General features: G+C 53.2%; 13 protein-coding genes and 2 rRNA genes (1 of these 15 cut by a window edge). All 15 read left to right on the top strand.

The genetic code is table 11. The annotated features are described in order from the left end of the window. Nucleotides 1–1,021 (top strand): 23S ribosomal RNA (locus PAECUDRAFT_RS10040) (it extends 1,910 nt beyond the left edge of the window). A gap of 123 nt (nt 1,022–1,144) precedes the next feature. Continuing rightward, nucleotides 1,145–1,261 (top strand): 5S ribosomal RNA (gene rrf, locus PAECUDRAFT_RS10035). A 92-nt stretch (nt 1,262–1,353) separates the two neighbouring features. Continuing rightward, entirely contained in the window at nt 1,354–2,541 is a 1,188-nt protein-coding gene (locus PAECUDRAFT_RS10030) for a GNAT family N-acetyltransferase (RefSeq protein WP_006038007.1), read from the top strand. Between the two features lie 404 nt (nt 2,542–2,945). Further along, nucleotides 2,946–3,407, top strand: a complete 462-nt coding sequence (locus tag PAECUDRAFT_RS10025; RefSeq protein ID WP_006038006.1) for a CtsR family transcriptional regulator — start codon at nt 2,946–2,948, stop codon at nt 3,405–3,407. Between the two features lie 60 nt (nt 3,408–3,467). Then, nucleotides 3,468–3,977 carry a UvrB/UvrC motif-containing protein gene (locus PAECUDRAFT_RS10020; RefSeq protein ID WP_006038005.1) on the top strand — a complete coding sequence of 170 codons (510 nt, stop codon included), beginning with the start codon at nt 3,468–3,470 and terminating at the stop codon, nt 3,975–3,977. Nucleotides 3,978–4,000: 23 nt separating this feature from the next. Beyond that, the gene (locus PAECUDRAFT_RS10015; RefSeq protein ID WP_006038004.1) at nt 4,001–5,056 is read left to right on the top strand and encodes a protein arginine kinase; all 1,056 of its coding nucleotides are present in this window, start codon (nt 4,001–4,003) and stop codon (nt 5,054–5,056) included. 33 nt (nt 5,057–5,089) lie between these two features. Beyond that, nucleotides 5,090–7,558: an ATP-dependent protease ATP-binding subunit ClpC gene (gene clpC / locus PAECUDRAFT_RS10010; RefSeq protein WP_006038003.1), complete on the top strand. Its 2,469-nt coding sequence runs from the start codon at nt 5,090–5,092 to the stop codon at nt 7,556–7,558. Nucleotides 7,559–7,635: 77 nt separating this feature from the next. Then, nucleotides 7,636–8,187: a YfiT family bacillithiol transferase gene (locus PAECUDRAFT_RS10005; protein WP_006038002.1), complete on the top strand. Its 552-nt coding sequence runs from the start codon at nt 7,636–7,638 to the stop codon at nt 8,185–8,187. 253 nt (nt 8,188–8,440) lie between these two features. Then, nucleotides 8,441–9,607 carry an ABC transporter substrate-binding protein gene (locus PAECUDRAFT_RS10000; protein ID WP_006038001.1) on the top strand — a complete coding sequence of 389 codons (1,167 nt, stop codon included), beginning with the start codon at nt 8,441–8,443 and terminating at the stop codon, nt 9,605–9,607. 26 nt (nt 9,608–9,633) lie between these two features. Further along, nucleotides 9,634–10,479 carry an ABC transporter ATP-binding protein gene (locus tag PAECUDRAFT_RS09995; protein ID WP_006038000.1) on the top strand — a complete coding sequence of 282 codons (846 nt, stop codon included), beginning with the start codon at nt 9,634–9,636 and terminating at the stop codon, nt 10,477–10,479. Between the two features lie 24 nt (nt 10,480–10,503). Further along, entirely contained in the window at nt 10,504–11,337 is an 834-nt protein-coding gene (locus PAECUDRAFT_RS09990; RefSeq protein WP_006037999.1) for an ABC transporter permease, read from the top strand. A gap of 58 nt (nt 11,338–11,395) precedes the next feature. Beyond that, complete coding sequence (locus PAECUDRAFT_RS09985) at nt 11,396–12,811, top strand: LLM class flavin-dependent oxidoreductase (protein WP_006037998.1); 1,416 nt, start codon at nt 11,396–11,398, stop codon at nt 12,809–12,811. Nucleotides 12,812–12,864: 53 nt separating this feature from the next. Beyond that, nucleotides 12,865–14,271 (top strand): DHA2 family efflux MFS transporter permease subunit, encoded by a 1,407-nt coding sequence (locus PAECUDRAFT_RS09980; RefSeq protein ID WP_006037997.1) that lies wholly within the window; start codon nt 12,865–12,867, stop codon nt 14,269–14,271. A gap of 119 nt (nt 14,272–14,390) precedes the next feature. After that, a complete protein-coding gene (gene radA / locus PAECUDRAFT_RS09975; protein ID WP_006037996.1) occupies nt 14,391–15,761 on the top strand; it encodes a DNA repair protein RadA in 1,371 nt (456 codons plus the stop codon). Between the two features lie 12 nt (nt 15,762–15,773). Then, the gene (gene disA, locus PAECUDRAFT_RS09970) at nt 15,774–16,844 is read left to right on the top strand and encodes a DNA integrity scanning diadenylate cyclase DisA (protein WP_006037995.1); all 1,071 of its coding nucleotides are present in this window, start codon (nt 15,774–15,776) and stop codon (nt 16,842–16,844) included. Nucleotides 16,845–16,869: the final 25 nt, after the last annotated feature.

The raw sequence follows: 16,869 nt of genomic DNA, 5'->3' as shown, positions 1-16,869 counted from the left end.
GGCGAAGCTATGAACCGAAGCCCCAGTAAACGGCGGCCGTAACTATAACGGTCCTAAGGTAGCGAAATTCCTTGTCAGGTAAATTCTGACCCGCACGAATGGCGTAACGACTTGGGCGCTGTCTCAACGAGAGATCCGGTGAAATTTTAATACCTGTGAAGATGCAGGTTACCCGCGACAAGACGGAAAGACCCCATGGAGCTTTACTGCAGCTTGATATTGGACTTTGGTACGATCTGTACAGGATAGGTGGGAGCCTAGGAAGCCTGAGCGCCAGCTTGGGTGGAGGCGCCGTTGGGATACCACCCTGATCGTATCGGAGTTCTAACCCACTACCGTGAAGCCGGTAGGGGGACCGTGTCAGGTGGGCAGTTTGACTGGGGCGGTCGCCTCCTAAAATGTAACGGAGGCGCCCAAAGGTTCCCTCAGAATGGTTGGAAATCATTCGGAGAGTGCAAAGGCATAAGGGAGCTTGACTGCGAGACCAACAAGTCGAGCAGGGACGAAAGTCGGGCTTAGTGATCCGGTGGTACCGAATGGAAGGGCCATCGCTCAACGGATAAAAGCTACCCTGGGGATAACAGGCTTATCTCCCCCAAGAGTCCACATCGACGGGGAGGTTTGGCACCTCGATGTCGGCTCATCGCATCCTGGGGCTGAAGTAGGTCCCAAGGGTTGGGCTGTTCGCCCATTAAAGCGGTACGCGAGCTGGGTTCAGAACGTCGTGAGACAGTTCGGTCCCTATCTGTCGTGGGCGTAGGAAATTTGAGAGGAGCTGTCCTTAGTACGAGAGGACCGGGATGGACGCACCGCTGGTGTACCAGTTGTTCCGCCAGGAGCATCGCTGGGTAGCCAAGTGCGGACGGGATAAGCGCTGAAAGCATCTAAGCGCGAAGCCCCCCTCAAGATGAGATTTCCCAGTATGTAAGACCCCTGGAAGACGACCAGGTTGATAGGCTCGAGGTGGAAGCGCAGCAATGCGTGCAGCTGACGAGTACTAATAGGTCGAGGGCTTATCCTATAGCTTCTTGTATGAGAAGCAAACTTCGTGAGCAAGACTAAGCTAAGGATTCATCATTCGCATCCAGTTTTGAAGGTGTAACCTTCAGCACGCGTCGCAGCAGCTAGTCTGAGCGATTGCACGTTTGGTGTCGATGGCGGAGGGGTTCCACGCGTACCCATCCCGAACACGACCGTTAAGTCCTCCAACGCCGATGGTACTTGGACCGCAGGGTCCTGGGAGAGTAGGAAGATGCCAAGCACGGAAAGCCGCCCGTTGTTTACAACGGGCGGCTTTTTGTATATGTTTATGTAATCGTCAATTGACTTTTTCTTAGGAAAGGCGGTTAACAGATGATTATTCGAACAGTTACAGAAGAGCATTATGAGGATAGCTTAGATCTATCATCTTTTGCGTTTCAAATGTCTATGACGAATGAGGAGCGCGCTACGCGTCGCTCACAGTTTCACCCTGAGGAGAAATGGGGGGCATTTGAAGAGGATAAGCTGCTCGCACAGCTTACCTTGTTGCCGCTGAGTGTATACATCAATGGCAAAAAATTTGCGATGGGAGGATTGGCTGGCGTCTCGACATGGCCGGAATACCGTCGTCAAGGACTTGTAAGTCAGCTGCTGTGTCATTCACTTGAGACGATGCGGCAGGCGGGGCAGACCATTTCGATGCTTCATCCGTTTGAGTTTTCTTTTTATCGCAGGTTTGGATGGGAGTTATACACGGAATATCGGAAATATATGATCCCGTCCGCGCTTATGCCCCGTAGGCAGCTTACAAGCGGCACAATTGAGCGTTTAACAGTACCTGATCCTGATCTACTGGCTGCTGTGTACGAGCCGTATGCTGCACGTTATAATGGTACGCTGTCTCGATCAAGGGAATGGTGGACAAACCGCATTTTTGTACGGAAAAAAGGACAAGTTGCCCTATATAGAGCGGAAAATGGGGAAGCGCAAGGCTATGTGTTGTACGATGTGAAGGACATGAAGATGACGGTAAATGAGTTGGTGTATTGGAACGAAGAGGCAAGACGTACGTTGTGGACGTTTTTATCCAATCACGATTCGATGGCGAAGGAAACCGTTGTGTGGGCGCCGTCAGATGATGATTTGCCTTACTTGCTTGATAATCCTCGTATTCAACAAGAGTTAATCCCGTACTTTATGGCGAGAATTGTGGATGCAGAAGCTTTCATTAGTCAATACACGTTTACGTCCACAGGCTGTGCACATGAGTGGACAATTCAGTTGACGGATCCTCATGCTCTGTGGAATGAAGGTACCTTTGCCATTCGAGTAGAGGCAGATGGGCGCGCGGAAGTTCAGCGTTTGTCTACAGCTCATCCACAAACAGATGCGGAAAATCAATTGCAATGCGATATTCAGACGCTAACGGCGATGCTTTTGGGATACAAACGACCGACAAGATTGCATCAGGTAGGCAGATTGACGGGCAAAGCTTCAGCTATTCAACATTTAGAGCGAATTATCCCCATTGCCCAGACGTTTCTGTATGATTTCTTTTGATGATTCATTTTATTCACATGTGAATAGTTAAACTGCAAATAATCAAGGCGTTTTCTTATCGCAGCGGATAAGGAGGCGCCTTGTTTGATTTGAAAAACAGTTACGACCCTAGGTATAAACCGCATTAGTACGTCCCACTCTAATAAAAGAGGGGTTCAAAAACAATAGGAGGTAAAAGTCAGATAATTTTGACTAATTTGCTGCAGACCTCTTGACCTTGGTTTGAAAAATCGTATAATGAAGTTAAAGTCAAAGAAAGTCAAAGTCAACAGAGACGGTTCGCAGCCCTCTCTGCAACCTGATGACGGCGCTGCACATAACGCCGGAAGACGAAGCTTTGGCTAGCTGCATGCCAAGAAACGCTTGACTCAACGAGTAGTGCGCATCATGAGGGAGGTTGGTGCATGCGAAACATTTCCGATCTCATCGAGCAATATTTGAAACAAATGCTGCAGGATAGCAACGAAGGCGCTGTAGAGATTCAACGTAATGATCTTGCAGATCGTTTCTCCTGTGTTCCTTCCCAGATCAACTATGTGATTAGCACAAGGTTTACGCTGGAGAAGGGCTATCTGGTGGAAAGCAAACGCGGAGGCGGAGGTTACATTCGCATTCAGCGAGCAGAGCTTCCCGCTCTAAAATCAATTACGCCATTCCTATTGGGCGTCATTGGTGAAGGCGTGGATCAAGGAGCGGCAGAAGGGCTTATCTATCAGCTGGAGGAAGCGGAGGTCGTAACGAAGAGGGAAGCGCAGATGCTCAAAGCGGCGATGTCCCGCGAAGCGCTGGCATTGAAGCTGCCGCTGCGTGATGAGGTGCGGGCCCGAATCTTGAAGGCAATGCTAATTGCTCTGCTATCTAAGTAGTCGGCCGGATACGAAGGTCGCGGTGGGGCACTCAACCACTGATAAAGGAGGAATGGCGGCTTGTTATGTCAGGAATGCGGCAAGAAGCCGGCAACGCTTCATTTTACGAAAATTGTGAATGGAGAGAAAAACGAATTTCACATCTGTGAATCCTGTGCACGCGATAAAGGGGAAATGATCCCCGGTTCGCCGAACGGATTTTCCATTCATAGTTTATTGTCGGGTTTGCTCGATTTTGAGCGAACTGGACCAGGGGCAATACAAGAAACGATGCGCTGCGAAGTTTGCGGCTTAACGTATCCGCAGTTTAGCAAGCTGGGCCGATTCGGCTGCAGCTCCTGCTACCAAAGCTTCGAGAGCAAGCTGGATCCATTGTTCAAACGTGTACATGGCAATACGGTTCATGTCGGCAAAATTCCCAAACGATCTGGCGGCGTTATTCAGACGAAGCGAGAAATCGATCGGCTTCGTCGAGAGCTCATCACCCGCATCGACCAAGAGGAATTCGAGGCAGCAGCTGAACTCCGGGACCGTATCCGAGAGCTGGAGCGGAAAGCGGAAGGGCTGTAATCGCGGAAGGAGGAGAATCACTTTTGTCGAAGAGACGTTTCGCTGAGCAGCCGCTTAGCGATTGGATGAAAGGGCAAGGGCCCGAATCGGAGATCGTCATTAGCAGCCGAATCCGTATCGCCCGCAACCTGCGAACCCATCCGTTTCCGATGCTGGCTTCCAGTCAGCAGTCGCTGGAAGTGATGAATCAACTGACGGAGGTTGCCAGCAGCGGGAAGCTAAGCGAGCAAGGTTCCTTTGAAACCTACAAGCTGGCAGAACTAAGCGAGCTGGAACGAAGGGTGCTGGTCGAGAAGCATTTGATCAGTCCGAATCTGGCGAACGAATCGCGTAATGGCGCCGTCATCCTAAGCGATGAGGAATCGGTAAGCATCATGATTAACGAGGAAGACCATCTGCGCATTCAATGTCTATATCCGGGTTTCCAAATCCGAGAGGCATGGACTTTGGCTAGCCGCATTGACGATATTTTTGAAGAGGAAGCGGATTACGCTTTTGATGAACGAAGGGGCTTCCTAACAAGCTGCCCGACAAATGTAGGAACAGGAATACGGGCGTCTGTTATGATGCATCTCCCAGCGCTGGTGCTGACGCAGCAAATTAACCGGATTTTATCGGCGGTTACGCAGGTCGGCTTGGCCGTTAGAGGGATGTATGGGGAAGGCAGCGAATCGCTCGGCAATTTGTTTCAAATTTCGAATCAGATTACGCTCGGTCAATCTGAGGCTGAAATTATCGATAATCTGTATAGCGTAGCCCAGCAAATCATCGAGCATGAGAAAGCGGCGAGGCAGCGATTAATGACGGAGTCCAGCATCCGAATTGAGGATCGGGTTTTACGTTCTTATGGCGTACTGTCGCAAGCTCGGATCATGGACTCGAAGGAAGCGGCGCAGCGAATATCGGATATTCGCCTCGGCATTGATCTAGGCATGATTGGCGGGGTCACCTCGCAGGTCATGAACGAGCTGATGGTGCTTATGCAGCCAGGATTCCTTCAACAGGTATTCGGCGAGCCATTAAGCCCGGAGGCAAGGGACATCCGAAGAGCGGAGCTCATTCGTAAGCAATTAACGTAACCAATCGTAAATCATTCATGGGGGTGTATCGCTATGATGTTCGGAAGATTCACGGAACGTGCACAGAAGGTATTGGCGTTGGCGCAGGAGGAAGCAGTACGGTTAGGACATAACAACATTGGTACGGAGCATATCCTGCTTGGCCTTATTCGAGAAGGAGAAGGCATTGCGGCGAAGGCGCTCATCGGGCTTGGCCTCGGATTGGAAAAAATTCAAGATGAAGTCGAAGCGCTCATCGGCCGCGGCCAAGAGCAGCCGACGAATATTGCCTATACGCCGCGCGCGAAGAAAGTTATCGAGCTGTCGATGGACGAAGCGCGCAAGCTCGGACATACGTATGTGGGCACGGAGCACATTTTGCTCGGATTGATTCGCGAAGGTGAAGGCGTAGCCGCACGCGTGCTCAACAATTTGGGCATCAGCCTGAACAAAGCTCGCCAGCAAGTGCTTCAGCTGCTGGGCAGCAGCGAAGCGGTATCCAGCAGCCATGGCGCGCCAGCGAATGTCAGCACGCCAACGCTTGATGGCTTGGCACGCGATTTGACGGCATTCGCACGTGAAGGCAACCTCGATCCGGTTATCGGCCGGAGCAAAGAAATCGAGCGCGTCATTCAGGTGCTGAGCCGTCGGACGAAGAATAACCCTGTATTGATCGGCGAGCCGGGCGTTGGTAAAACGGCAATTGCGGAAGGGCTCGCGCAGAAAATCATTGCAGGCGAAATTCCTGAGACGCTGCGCGACAAACGCGTCATGACGCTCGATATGGGCTCGGTTGTTGCCGGTACCAAGTACCGCGGCGAGTTCGAGGACCGACTGAAAAAAATTATGGACGAAATTCGCCAAGCGAACAACATCATCCTGTTCATCGACGAGCTGCACACCTTGATTGGCGCAGGCGGAGCAGAAGGGGCCATCGATGCTTCCAACATTCTGAAGCCGTCCCTTGCTAGGGGCGAGCTGCAGTGCATCGGCGCAACGACGCTGGACGAATATCGCAAATATATCGAGAAGGATGCAGCGCTTGAGCGCCGGTTCCAACCGATTACGGTTGACCAGCCGTCGCCAGAGGAAGCGATCCAAATCCTACACGGCCTGCGTGACCGTTACGAAGCGCATCATCGCGTGAAAATTACGGACGAAGCGATCGAGCAAGCGGTTAAGCTGTCTGACCGTTATATTACGGATCGGTTCTTGCCGGATAAAGCCATCGATTTGATCGATGAGGCCTCCTCCAAGGTAAGGCTCAAAACGTATACGGTACCGCCTAATCTGAAGTTGCTTGAGAATCGCCTGGAGGATATCCGCAAGGAGAAGGACTCCGCCGTACAATCTCAAGAGTTCGAGAAAGCAGCTGCCCTGCGCGACACGGAGCAAAAGCTGCGTGAAGAGCTGGACATTACGCGCAACCAATGGAAAGAGAAGCAAGGACGCACCGATTCCGAGGTAACGCCTGAGGATATCGCACAGGTTGTTGCAAGCTGGACCGGCGTGCCGGTTAGCAAGCTGGCGGAGGAAGAGACACAGCGTTTGCTCAAAATGGAAGAAATTTTGCATGATCGCGTCATTGGCCAAACCGATGCGGTAAAAGCGGTATCCCGCGCAATTCGCCGTGCTCGTGCAGGCCTGAAAGATCCGAAGCGCCCAATCGGCTCGTTCATCTTCTTAGGCCCTACGGGCGTAGGTAAAACCGAGCTGGCTCGCGCGCTTGCTGAATCCATTTTCGGTGATGAAAATGCCGTGATCCGTATCGATATGTCGGAGTACATGGAGAAGCATTCGACATCTCGTCTGGTCGGAGCGCCTCCAGGGTATGTCGGTTATGAAGAGGGCGGCCAATTGACTGAGAAAGTACGCCGCAAGCCGTACTCGGTCGTATTGCTCGACGAGATTGAGAAAGCACATCCGGAAGTGTTCAACATTCTGCTGCAAGTGCTGGAGGATGGCCGTCTTACGGACTCCAAAGGCCGCGTTGTAGACTTCCGCAATACGCTGATCATCATGACGTCGAACGTTGGCGCGGATCAAATCAAACGGAATTCGACGCTTGGCTTCACTGCCGTGCAAGATTCGGGTCGCGAATTTATCCAAATGAAAGATAAAGTAATGGGCGAGCTGAAAAAGAGCTTCCGTCCAGAGTTCTTGAACCGGATCGATGAGACGATCGTGTTCCATTCGCTGGAGCAAGAACATATCGCGCAAATCGTGACGCTAATGTCCGAGGAGCTGCGTAAACGCCTCAAAGAGCAGGAAGTGGACTTCTCGCTTACGGAAGCGGCGAAAAACTTCCTTGCGAAGGAAGGGTTCGACCCGCAATACGGAGCGCGTCCGCTGCGCCGCGCTATCCAGAAGCATATCGAGGACCGTCTGTCCGAGGATCTGCTGATGGGAACGATCACGAAAGGCGATACGCTCCTGATCGATGAGAAGGATGGTGCGCTCGTCGTTCATCGTTCCAGTGCGGAACCGGAAGCGGCTGATCAGGCGGAGCCTGCGAACAAATAAGCTTCACCTATGATCGGATAAGAGGCGCTGCAAGGACTTGTTCTTGCGGTGCCTTTTTAATGGAATGGAGGGGTAAGATGAGCGAGCAAGAGAAGGAGCTGGAACTGCTGCGTTTTCCGATCGGGCGGTTTTCGGCGCCAGACACGATTACATCAGAGCAGCTGAAGCAATGGATTGCGGAGATTGGCAAGCTGCCCGAGCAGCTGAGGAATGCCGTGCGGGAGCTGGAGGACAGCCAGCTCGATACGCCTTATCGAGAGGGCGGCTGGACGCTGCGCCAAGTGGTGCATCATATCGCAGATAGCCATATGAATTCCTACACAAGGTTTAAGCTGGCGGTCACGGAGGATCGTCCGACGATCAAGCCTTACGCGGAGGAGCTTTGGGCGGAGCTGTCCGATGGCGCGAGGGCGCCGATTGGCCTCTCGCTGCGGCTTGTGGAGGCGCTGCATGAGCGTTGGCACTATTTTTTGGAGCGGCTGGAGCCGGAGCAGTTTGACCGCGCATTCGTCCACCCCGAGCATGGCCGGGCGATGACCTTGCTTGAAGCGACAGCCATGTATGCTTGGCATGGCCAGCATCATGTGGCGCATATCACATCGTTGAAGCGGCGAAAAGGTTGGGTATAGGGTAATAATGGCATGAAGCCTTTAATCGAAATATTTTTCGATTCGAGGCTTTTTTTCTATTGACTGGCAGGAAATGGGCTGTTATGATACTAATCATACTAAACAGATAGGAATTATTTAGTTAACTAGTCCGCCGAGGATTAGAGATATGCCCACCAGACAACTGGAGGTCTTTACGACGGATTTCATCCGAGTAAAGACCTTTTTGTGTTTAGGAAACAAATAGAGATACGCGGAGAGGAACGTGGCGGATATGGTCAAAATCGGGGAGACGATTCAGCAGGAGATTCAAACAACGGCAGCTGCAGCGCAGTTGCAAACAGGATTTGGAGAGAGCGAAGCGCAGTACATACGTCGCAATCGAGTAAGATCCGGACGGCGAGCGGCAGTTGCGGTAGGCATTTCAGTATTGCTTGTGCTTATGCTGGCGCTGACGGGATGCGGCGATAGCTCAAGCAAAGCGGCAAGCGGCAAGGAGGGCGGCACCGAGCCTGAAACGCTGGAGCTCAAATACCAAGGCAGCGTAGGGGGCGTTACTTATCCAGAGCTGGCTGAAGAGCTAGGCTACCTGGCCCCAATCAAATTGAAGTGGATTGGCAATACGATTAGCGGTCCGCAGGATATACAGACCGCTGCGACGGGGCAATCGGATTTTGGCGGAGCGTTCAATGGTGCCATCATCAAGCTGATCTCGGCTGGCGCGCCGGTGAAGGCGGTCATCGGCTACTACGGTGTGGATAAAGACACTTATATCGGCTATTACACGTTGGAGGATAGCCCAATCAAATCCGCTAAGGATTTGATTGGCAAAAAAATCGGAGTGAACACGCTTGGCGCGCACTCGGAGTTTGTTATTAAAGAATACTTGCGCCGCAACGGGTTGACGGAAGATGAGATCAAGCAGGTTACGCTGGTCGTTATTCCTCCGGTGAACACCGAGCAATCCTTGCGCCAGAAGCAAATCGATGTTGCCGCATTAGGCAGCGTACTGCGCGATAAGGCACTGGAGCGCGGCGGAATTCGGGCGTTGTTCACGGACTTCGAGCTATTCGGCACCTTCACGGCGGGAAGCTACGTTTTCACGAACAAGTTCATCAAGCAGAACCCCAATACGGTGCGAAAATTCGTTGAAGCAACCGGCAAGGCCATTGAATGGGCGCGGACGACGCCAAGGGATCAAGTAATCGCGAAATACAAGGAAATCATCGATAAGCGCGGTCGCAAAGAAGATACGACGGCCATTCAGTTTTGGAAGAGCACGGGTATCGCCGGCAAGGGCGGTTACATTCGCGAGAATGAGTTCAAGGTATGGACTGACTGGCTCGTGAAGAGCGGGGAGCTGAAGGAAGGCCAAGTGAAATTGACCGACCTGTACACAGACGAGTTTAGCGCATTTAAGGATGAACAAGAGACCAAGTAACCAGTGACCAAGAGGAGGATAACGCGATGAAAATCCAATTCGACAATGTGCAGAAAACATTCAAGGTTCGCAATCCAGCTGGAGGCCGAGGCGCATTCTCGACCTTCACAGCAGTCAAGGACGTGCAGCTAGGCGTTAAGGATGGCGAGTTTATGGTCATCGTGGGGCCAAGCGGATGCGGCAAGTCAACGCTGCTCGATATGCTCGGGGGATTGACGAAGCCTTCAGCCGGACAGATTTTGCTCGACGGAAAGCCGATTGACGGTCCTGGCTTGGATCGAGGCATCGTGTTCCAGCAATATGCGTTGTTCCCTTGGAAAACGGCGAAGCAGAACATTGAGTTCGGGCTGGAAGCCAAAGGCATTCCACGCAAGGAACGCAGCGAGCGCGCTAGCCATTTTCTCGCATTAGTCGGATTGGCAGGATTCGAGCAGCGTTATCCCCATGAGCTGTCGGGCGGCATGAAGCAGCGGGTTGCGATCGCTCGCAGCCTCGCTTTTGACCCGGATGTGCTGCTTATGGATGAACCGTTCGCTGCATTGGACGCTCAGACGAGGGAGACGCTGCAAAGCGAGCTGCTTCGCATCTGGGAGCAGACGAAGAAGACGATCGTGTTCATCACGCACGGCATTGATGAAGCGGTCTATCTGGGCCAACGAGTGGCCGTTATGACCTCCCGTCCGGGGACGATCAAGCAGGTGATCGATATTCCTGTTCATGTGAACGGAGCAGAAGAGGATATTCGTTCGCTGCCGGAGTTCGGCGAGCTTCGGCACGAGATTTGGGAGCTGCTGCGAGATGAGGTATCGAGGGCACAGCAGCAGGAGCATACGAAAGCGCAAGCAGGTGCGGCTGTCGGGGCACGGGGATAAACGAAGAAAAGGAGTTGAGTGATAATGGCGGTTATTAACAAGTCGGTTGCTGTCCCTTATGGTGGTGCGAAGGCGAAGGTGCCGTCGCTTCCGCTGGGTCTGTTGAACAAGGCGTTCAAAAGAAGCATCGCAATTATTTTATTGCTCGTCGCATGGGAGACGGTACCGCGGGTTGGACTCGTGGATGCTACCTTTTTGCCACCGTTCTCAGAGGTCCTAAGGGCCTGGTGGGGGCTGCTGGAGGGAGGCGATATCGCCGTACACTTCCAAGCGAGTATCGTTCGTTCCTTGTCGGGATTTAGCTTAGCGATTCTATTGGCCATTCCGCTTGGGCTGCTGATCGGCTGGTATCCGAAGGTTGCAGAGCTGCTGACTCCGCTTCTGGAGCTATTCCGTAATACGGCGGCGTTAGCGTTGCTCCCGGTATTCGTACTCATTCTTGGCATTGGCGAAACGTCGAAGGTAGCGCTCGTCTTCTACTCCTGCTCGTGGCCGATTTTGCTGAACACCATTAATGGCGTTAAAAATGTCGACCCGCTGCTGATCAAATCAGCGAAGTCCATGGGTCTCGGTTCGCTGAGGCTATTCCAGAAGGTGATCCTGCCAGCGTCGGTTCCGACGATCTTCACCGGTATTCGATTGGCTGGCGCCTATTCGATTCTCGTATTGGTCGCGGCAGAGATGGTAGGCGCTAAGGCTGGGCTGGGCTACCTCATTAATTACACGCAGTTCAATTTCCAAATTCCACAGATGTACGCTGGCATTATTACGATCTCGATTCTCGGCTTGCTCTTCAATCAGCTGCTGATTACGCTGGAGCGCCGATTCTCCTCTTGGAAAACGCAGACGAACGATTAAGCTGTTAGCCGCCGGCTAACGGTAATGACCGAATAAATAGGATTGGGAGTGGATCGAAATGAGTCAAAATCAACAGCAATCGCAATCGAAAAAGCAGCTGCGCCTAGGCGCGTTTATGATGATCCCGGGCCATCACGTTGCTGCTTGGCGTCATCCTGAGGCGGAGGCAAAGAGCGTGCTCGACTTTAAGTTCTATAAACAGCTCGCGCTGACAGCGGAGCGGGGCAAGTTCGACATGGTGTTCCTTGCGGACGGTTATGCCGTTCACGAACGGTATCCGGAAGCGCTTGAGCAAACGGTTAATGTGAGGCCGGAGCCATTCACGCTGCTGTCCGCCTTGGGGGCGGCAACGACGAATATTGGTCTGGCCGGCACGGTATCGACGACTTATAATGAGCCGTTCCATGTCGCTCGCAAGTTTGCATCCTTGGATCACCTTAGCGAAGGCCGCGCCGCGTGGAACGTCGTGACATCCGGCTCCGATGCCGAAGCGCGCAACTTCAACCTTGAGAAGCATGTGCAGCATGATTTGCGATATGAGCGGGCGGAAGAGTTCGTCGATGTTGTTACGAAGCTATGGGATAGCTGGGACGATGACGCGCTCTTGTATGACAAGGATTCAGCGAGGTTCGCAGACAAAGATAAAGTACGGGCGATTGACCATAAGGGCAAGTTTTTCAGCGTTCGCGGTCCATTGAACGTCGCGCGTCCTATCCAAGGGCATCCGGTTGTGATTCAGGCGGGAGCCTCTGAGCCGGGAAAAGAGCTGGCGGCGCGAACGGCGGAGGTTATTTTCACGGCGTGGCAGACGTTAGAAGAAGCGCAGCGCTTCTATTCCGATGTGAAAGGGCGGTTAGCGCGTTACGGCAGATCGCCGGATGACCTGAAAATCATGCCGGGCGTGTTCCCGATCATCGGCCGTACGGAAGAGGAAGCGCTGGAGAAGAAGGCTTTGTTCGAGCAGTTGATTCCAGAGCAAGCGGGCGTAGCGCTGCTGTCAGCCCTGATCAGTTTCGATCTATCCGGGTATCCGGTCGACGGTCCATTGCCGGAGCTGCCTGAGCTTTCTCAAATTAATGGAGGCAAAAGCCGCTTCCAATTGCTCAAGGATCTTGCCGATCGGGAGCAATTGACCATTCGCCAGCTGTACCAGCGCATTGCAGGCGCTCGCGGCCATCGCGAGATTGTCGGCACGCCGACGCAGATTGCGGATCAGCTGCAAGAATGGTTCGAGAACGGAGCTGCCGATGGCTTTAACATCATGCCTCCGTACCTGCCAGGCGGCTTGGACGATTTTGTGGATCTGGTCGTGCCGGAGCTGCAGCGGCGCGGATTGTTCCGTACGGAGTATGAGGGAGCGACGCTCCGGGAAAATCTCGGCTTGCGCCGTCCGGCAGACTATACGGCAACCGAGCTGGCAAAGCAGCAGCAGGCGCAAGCAGTTGAGCAGGTCGCTGTTCAGGTGGCAAAGTGAGCTCGGCAATAGCCGGCATCGGCGGATTATCCGGCCGGGGAGGGAGTCGCTTCATGATGGCGACTCTTTTCCTCGGCTCGTTTCTTTCCATCTACCATGTCGTTTCGCTGAATGCGGTGCTGCCAGGCTTTATTACGATATTCGATACCGATCTCTCGACGGCACAGTGGCTCATGACGGGCTTTACTCTGGCTACAGGGATGGTTGCGCCCGTGTGCGCCTATCTGGAAGAGCGCTTTGGTACAAGGCGGCTGTTTTTGTCCTGCATTGTAATGCTCACGCTATGCTCAATTATCTGCTCCTTTGCTTGGAATATCTATTCGCTTATCGTGTTTCGAACGCTTCAAGGCATCTTCTGCGGCATTCTGCAGCCGTTGACGCTCTCCATTTTATACGGCACTCTGCCGCGCGAGCAGCACTCCACCGCACTCGGATGGTGGACGGCATCGACGATCCTTGGGCCAGCGCTGGCCCCGACGATCAGCGGCTGGCTGCAGCAGTCGGATTGGCGGCTTATCTTTTGGGCGACGGTGCCGATTGGGCTGGTTGTCTGGCGAATGGGGTTCGCGTGCTTGCCGGCTGCAAAAGCGCGAAGTACCGAGCGGCCGGATCTCTTGAGCCTGTCCTACGTGATGACGGGCACGCTTGCGGTGTTGACGCTGTTTAGCAAAATGAATCGATGGGGGCTGCTCTCGTTGTCCTCTCTTCTTTGCGCAGCCGTTTCGCTTCTTTTTATTACGCTGTTTATTCGTCGCTCCCTAAAGTCCGAGCATCCGCTGCTTCAGCTCAGGCTTTTCGCCAACCGAATGTTTACGTCGAGTCTGGCAGCCTCCCTGATTTTGATTGTCGGACTATACTCGGGCATTTATTTTATTCCGTTATTTCTCCAGCAGGTGCAGGGGATGACGCCGTTGCATGTCGGGCTGCTGCTGCTGCCGCCAGCATTATCGATGACGCTCGCTACGATGATTTCTACCCGTTATTATAAAAAGCTTGGTCCCAGCACGCTGCTTATCACAGGTACTATTCTGTTGATGGTCGCCACCTGGCAGTTTAGCAGGCTGCAGCCCGCCTCGGGGCACGGGTTCGTGATGTTATGGATGGCTGTTCGTTATGTCGGCATCGGACTGTCGATGACGCCCGCTATGAACGCAGGCATGTCTGCTGTGTCGCAGCAGTTTTCTTCGCATGCTTCGGCCTTAATCAATTGGATTCGGCAGGCGGGGGGCGCGCTTGCGATCGGTCTTTTTACCGCATTTTTCTATAGCAGGATTAGTGCATATGGCGGGCAAGCGGGAGTGTCGCCTAGTGCTGCAGCCGTTGATGCATCGAGCCAGCTGAACATCCTTATGCCTTATATGAAGGGGCTGAACGATGTGTTCCTGCTTGCGCTGCTGTTTACTTCACTGAGCGTTCCGCTTGCCCTGCTGCTGCGAAAGCGGAAAAGAACCGCGCTATAACTGGAGAAGAGAGGAGGACGCGACGTTCTCCTCTTATTCCGCGTGGGGCAAGGGGTTTCTATTGCGGTTTGAAAATGGTAAACTTTGAATGATATCGTTTACTGTTAAGGGAGCCGACAATGGCAAAAATAAAAGTGAAATTCGCATGTATGGAATGTGGCACGGAATCGCCAAAATGGCTGGGGAAATGTCCGGGCTGCGGGGCTTGGAACTCCATGGTGGAGGAAAAGGAAACCGTCGTTAAAACAACCGGAGCAGCGGGCGCAGCCGTTTTTCAAACGAAAGAAAAGCCGCGTTCCATCATACACATAGAAAGTGATCAAGAACCGCGCATCGATACGAAGCTTGGCGAACTGAACCGCGTCCTCGGAGGCGGGGTGGTGCCGGGCTCGCTCATTTTGGTGGGCGGAGACCCTGGTATCGGCAAATCGACGCTGCTGCTTCAAGCTTCCCACTCACTCGCCGCAAGCGGCATGCGGATTTTGTACATATCGGGTGAGGAGTCGGTCCGCCAGACCAGATTACGCGCAGATCGTCTAGGCTCGTTGTCTGAACAGCTGTACGTATTGTGCGAGACCAATGTGGAGTCGATTCGCGAAGCGATCGAATCCGTCGAGCCGGCGCTTGTCGTTATTGACTCGATCCAAACCGTTTTTGATCCGAATGTGCAGTCGGCGCCGGGCAGCGTTGCGCAAGTTAGAGAGTGCACGTCACATTTTATGCGCATTGCAAAGATTAAAGGCGTTGCGACCGTTCTTGTTGGCCATGTAACCAAGGAAGGAGCAATCGCCGGTCCGCGCATGCTGGAGCATATGGTCGACTGCGTCCTTTATTTCGAGGGAGAGCGACATCATACGTACCGGCTGCTGCGCGCGGTTAAAAACCGGTTTGGCTCGACGAATGAAATCGGCATTTTTGAAATGGGCGAAAGCGGCCTTCGCGAGGTTGCCAATCCTTCGGAGCTGTTCCTATCGGAACGTCCGCTCGGCGTGGCGGGTTCTACCGTCGTTGCGAGCATGGAGGGAACAAGGCCAGTGCTTGTCGAGCTGCAAGCGCTTGTCGCTTCGACGAACTTCCCGTCTCCTCGACGGATGTCAGCGGGCATTGACCATCATCGCATGGCGCTCATTATAGCGGTTTTGGAGAAGCGCATGGGGATGTTCCTGCAAAATCAAGACGCCTACTTAAATGTTGCAGGGGGCGTCAAGCTGGATGAGCCTGCGGTCGATTTGGCTGCGGCGGTCAGCATTGCCTCCAGCTTTAGGGACGCGCCCACGCGGCCGTTCGACATTATTTTTGGCGAAGTTGGCTTGACGGGCGAAGTCCGCGCTGTATCGAGAGCGGAGCAGCGTGTACGGGAAGCAGAGAAGCTAGGCTTTAAGCGGGTCATCATGCCCGAGAATAGCTTGAAAGGATGGAAGCCGCCGTCCAACATTGAAATCATCGGCGTATCCACCGTGGCGGAGGCGCTCAGGGCAGCGCTCGGATAGAGGGGGCACACAATGAAGGAACAGAGAGAGCTTGAGGTCATGAACCAATTGCTGCAGCTGGTCGCGCCAGGGACGGCTTTCCGCGATGGATTGGAAAACGTGCTGCGTGCCAAGACGGGCGCGCTGCTCGTGGTCGGCTACAGCCCGGAAGTGATGGAAGTGGTAGACGGCGGCTTTTCGATTAATTGCGATTTTTCGCCCAACTATTTGTATGAGCTTGCCAAGATGGACGGCGCGATTATTCTTAGCGAAGATATTAAACGTATCTTATATGCGAACACCCAGCTCATACCGGATAGCTCCATTACGTCGTCTGAGACGGGCATACGCCATCGGACGGCGGAGCGGGTTGCGAAGCAGACCGGCAAGCTGGTCGTATCCATTTCGCAGCGCCGGAATGTCATTACGCTGTATCAGGGCAATTTGCGTTATGCGCTCAAAGATATGGCGGTCATTCTGACCAAGGCGAATCAAGCGATCCAAACGCTGGAGAAGTATAAAGCGGTCCTGAACCAGTCGTTTACGAACTTGTCGGCGGCTGAGTTCGAGGAACTCGTTACGCTGCAGGAGGTTGCCCATGTCGTGCATCGCGTCGAGATGGTTGTTCGGATTAAGCTGGAGATCAAACGCTATGTGAATGAGCTCGGTACGGAAGGGCGCCTCATCAGCATGCAGATGGAGGAGCTTGTCGGCGGCGTGGAGGAGGATGCTTGGTTCCTGCTCAAGGACTATGCGAAGGACAACTCGGATGACCGTATTCGAGACATTCGAATCGCATTTAAGAAGCTGAGCTCCGACGAACTGATGGATCCGCCGCACATTATCCGATTGCTCGGTTATGCCGGGACATCTGCCGATGAAGCGGTGTCTCCAAGAGGTTACCGCTTGCTGCACAAAATTCCGCGATTGCCGATCGTCGTCATGCATAATCTTGTCGATCGCTTCCATCATCTTCCTCATATTGTGATGGCTACTTATGAGGAATTAGATGAGGTGGACGGCATTGGCGAAGTTCGCGCACGTGCAATCAAGGAAGGTCTCAAGCGAATTCAAGATCAAATGTTCATTGACAGGCACATTTAAATCCCATAGAATGAGGGAATGCGTT

This window comes from Paenibacillus curdlanolyticus YK9 (assembly GCF_000179615.1).
GTDB classification, from domain to species: domain Bacteria; phylum Bacillota; class Bacilli; order Paenibacillales; family Paenibacillaceae; genus Paenibacillus_T; species Paenibacillus_T curdlanolyticus.
This window is presented reverse-complemented; position numbering and strand designations above follow the sequence as displayed.

Bases quoted from the DNA above. Each gene is read 5' to 3' on its own strand.
- PAECUDRAFT_RS10030 (WP_006038007.1), top strand. From the start codon at position 1,354: ATGATTATTCGAACAGTTACAGAAGAGCATTATGAGGATAGCTTAGAT.
- PAECUDRAFT_RS10025 (WP_006038006.1), top strand. From the start codon at position 2,946: ATGCGAAACATTTCCGATCTCATCGAGCAATATTTGAAACAAATGCTG.
- clpC (WP_006038003.1), top strand. From the start codon at position 5,090: ATGATGTTCGGAAGATTCACGGAACGTGCACAGAAGGTATTGGCGTTG.
- PAECUDRAFT_RS10005 (WP_006038002.1), top strand. From the start codon at position 7,636: ATGAGCGAGCAAGAGAAGGAGCTGGAACTGCTGCGTTTTCCGATCGGG.
- PAECUDRAFT_RS10000 (WP_006038001.1), top strand. From the start codon at position 8,441: ATGGTCAAAATCGGGGAGACGATTCAGCAGGAGATTCAAACAACGGCA.
- PAECUDRAFT_RS09995 (WP_006038000.1), top strand. From the start codon at position 9,634: ATGAAAATCCAATTCGACAATGTGCAGAAAACATTCAAGGTTCGCAAT.
- PAECUDRAFT_RS09990 (WP_006037999.1), top strand. From the start codon at position 10,504: ATGGCGGTTATTAACAAGTCGGTTGCTGTCCCTTATGGTGGTGCGAAG.
- PAECUDRAFT_RS09985 (WP_006037998.1), top strand. From the start codon at position 11,396: ATGAGTCAAAATCAACAGCAATCGCAATCGAAAAAGCAGCTGCGCCTA.
- PAECUDRAFT_RS09980 (WP_006037997.1), top strand. From the start codon at position 12,865: ATGATGGCGACTCTTTTCCTCGGCTCGTTTCTTTCCATCTACCATGTC.
- radA (WP_006037996.1), top strand. From the start codon at position 14,391: ATGGCAAAAATAAAAGTGAAATTCGCATGTATGGAATGTGGCACGGAA.
- disA (WP_006037995.1), top strand. From the start codon at position 15,774: ATGAAGGAACAGAGAGAGCTTGAGGTCATGAACCAATTGCTGCAGCTG.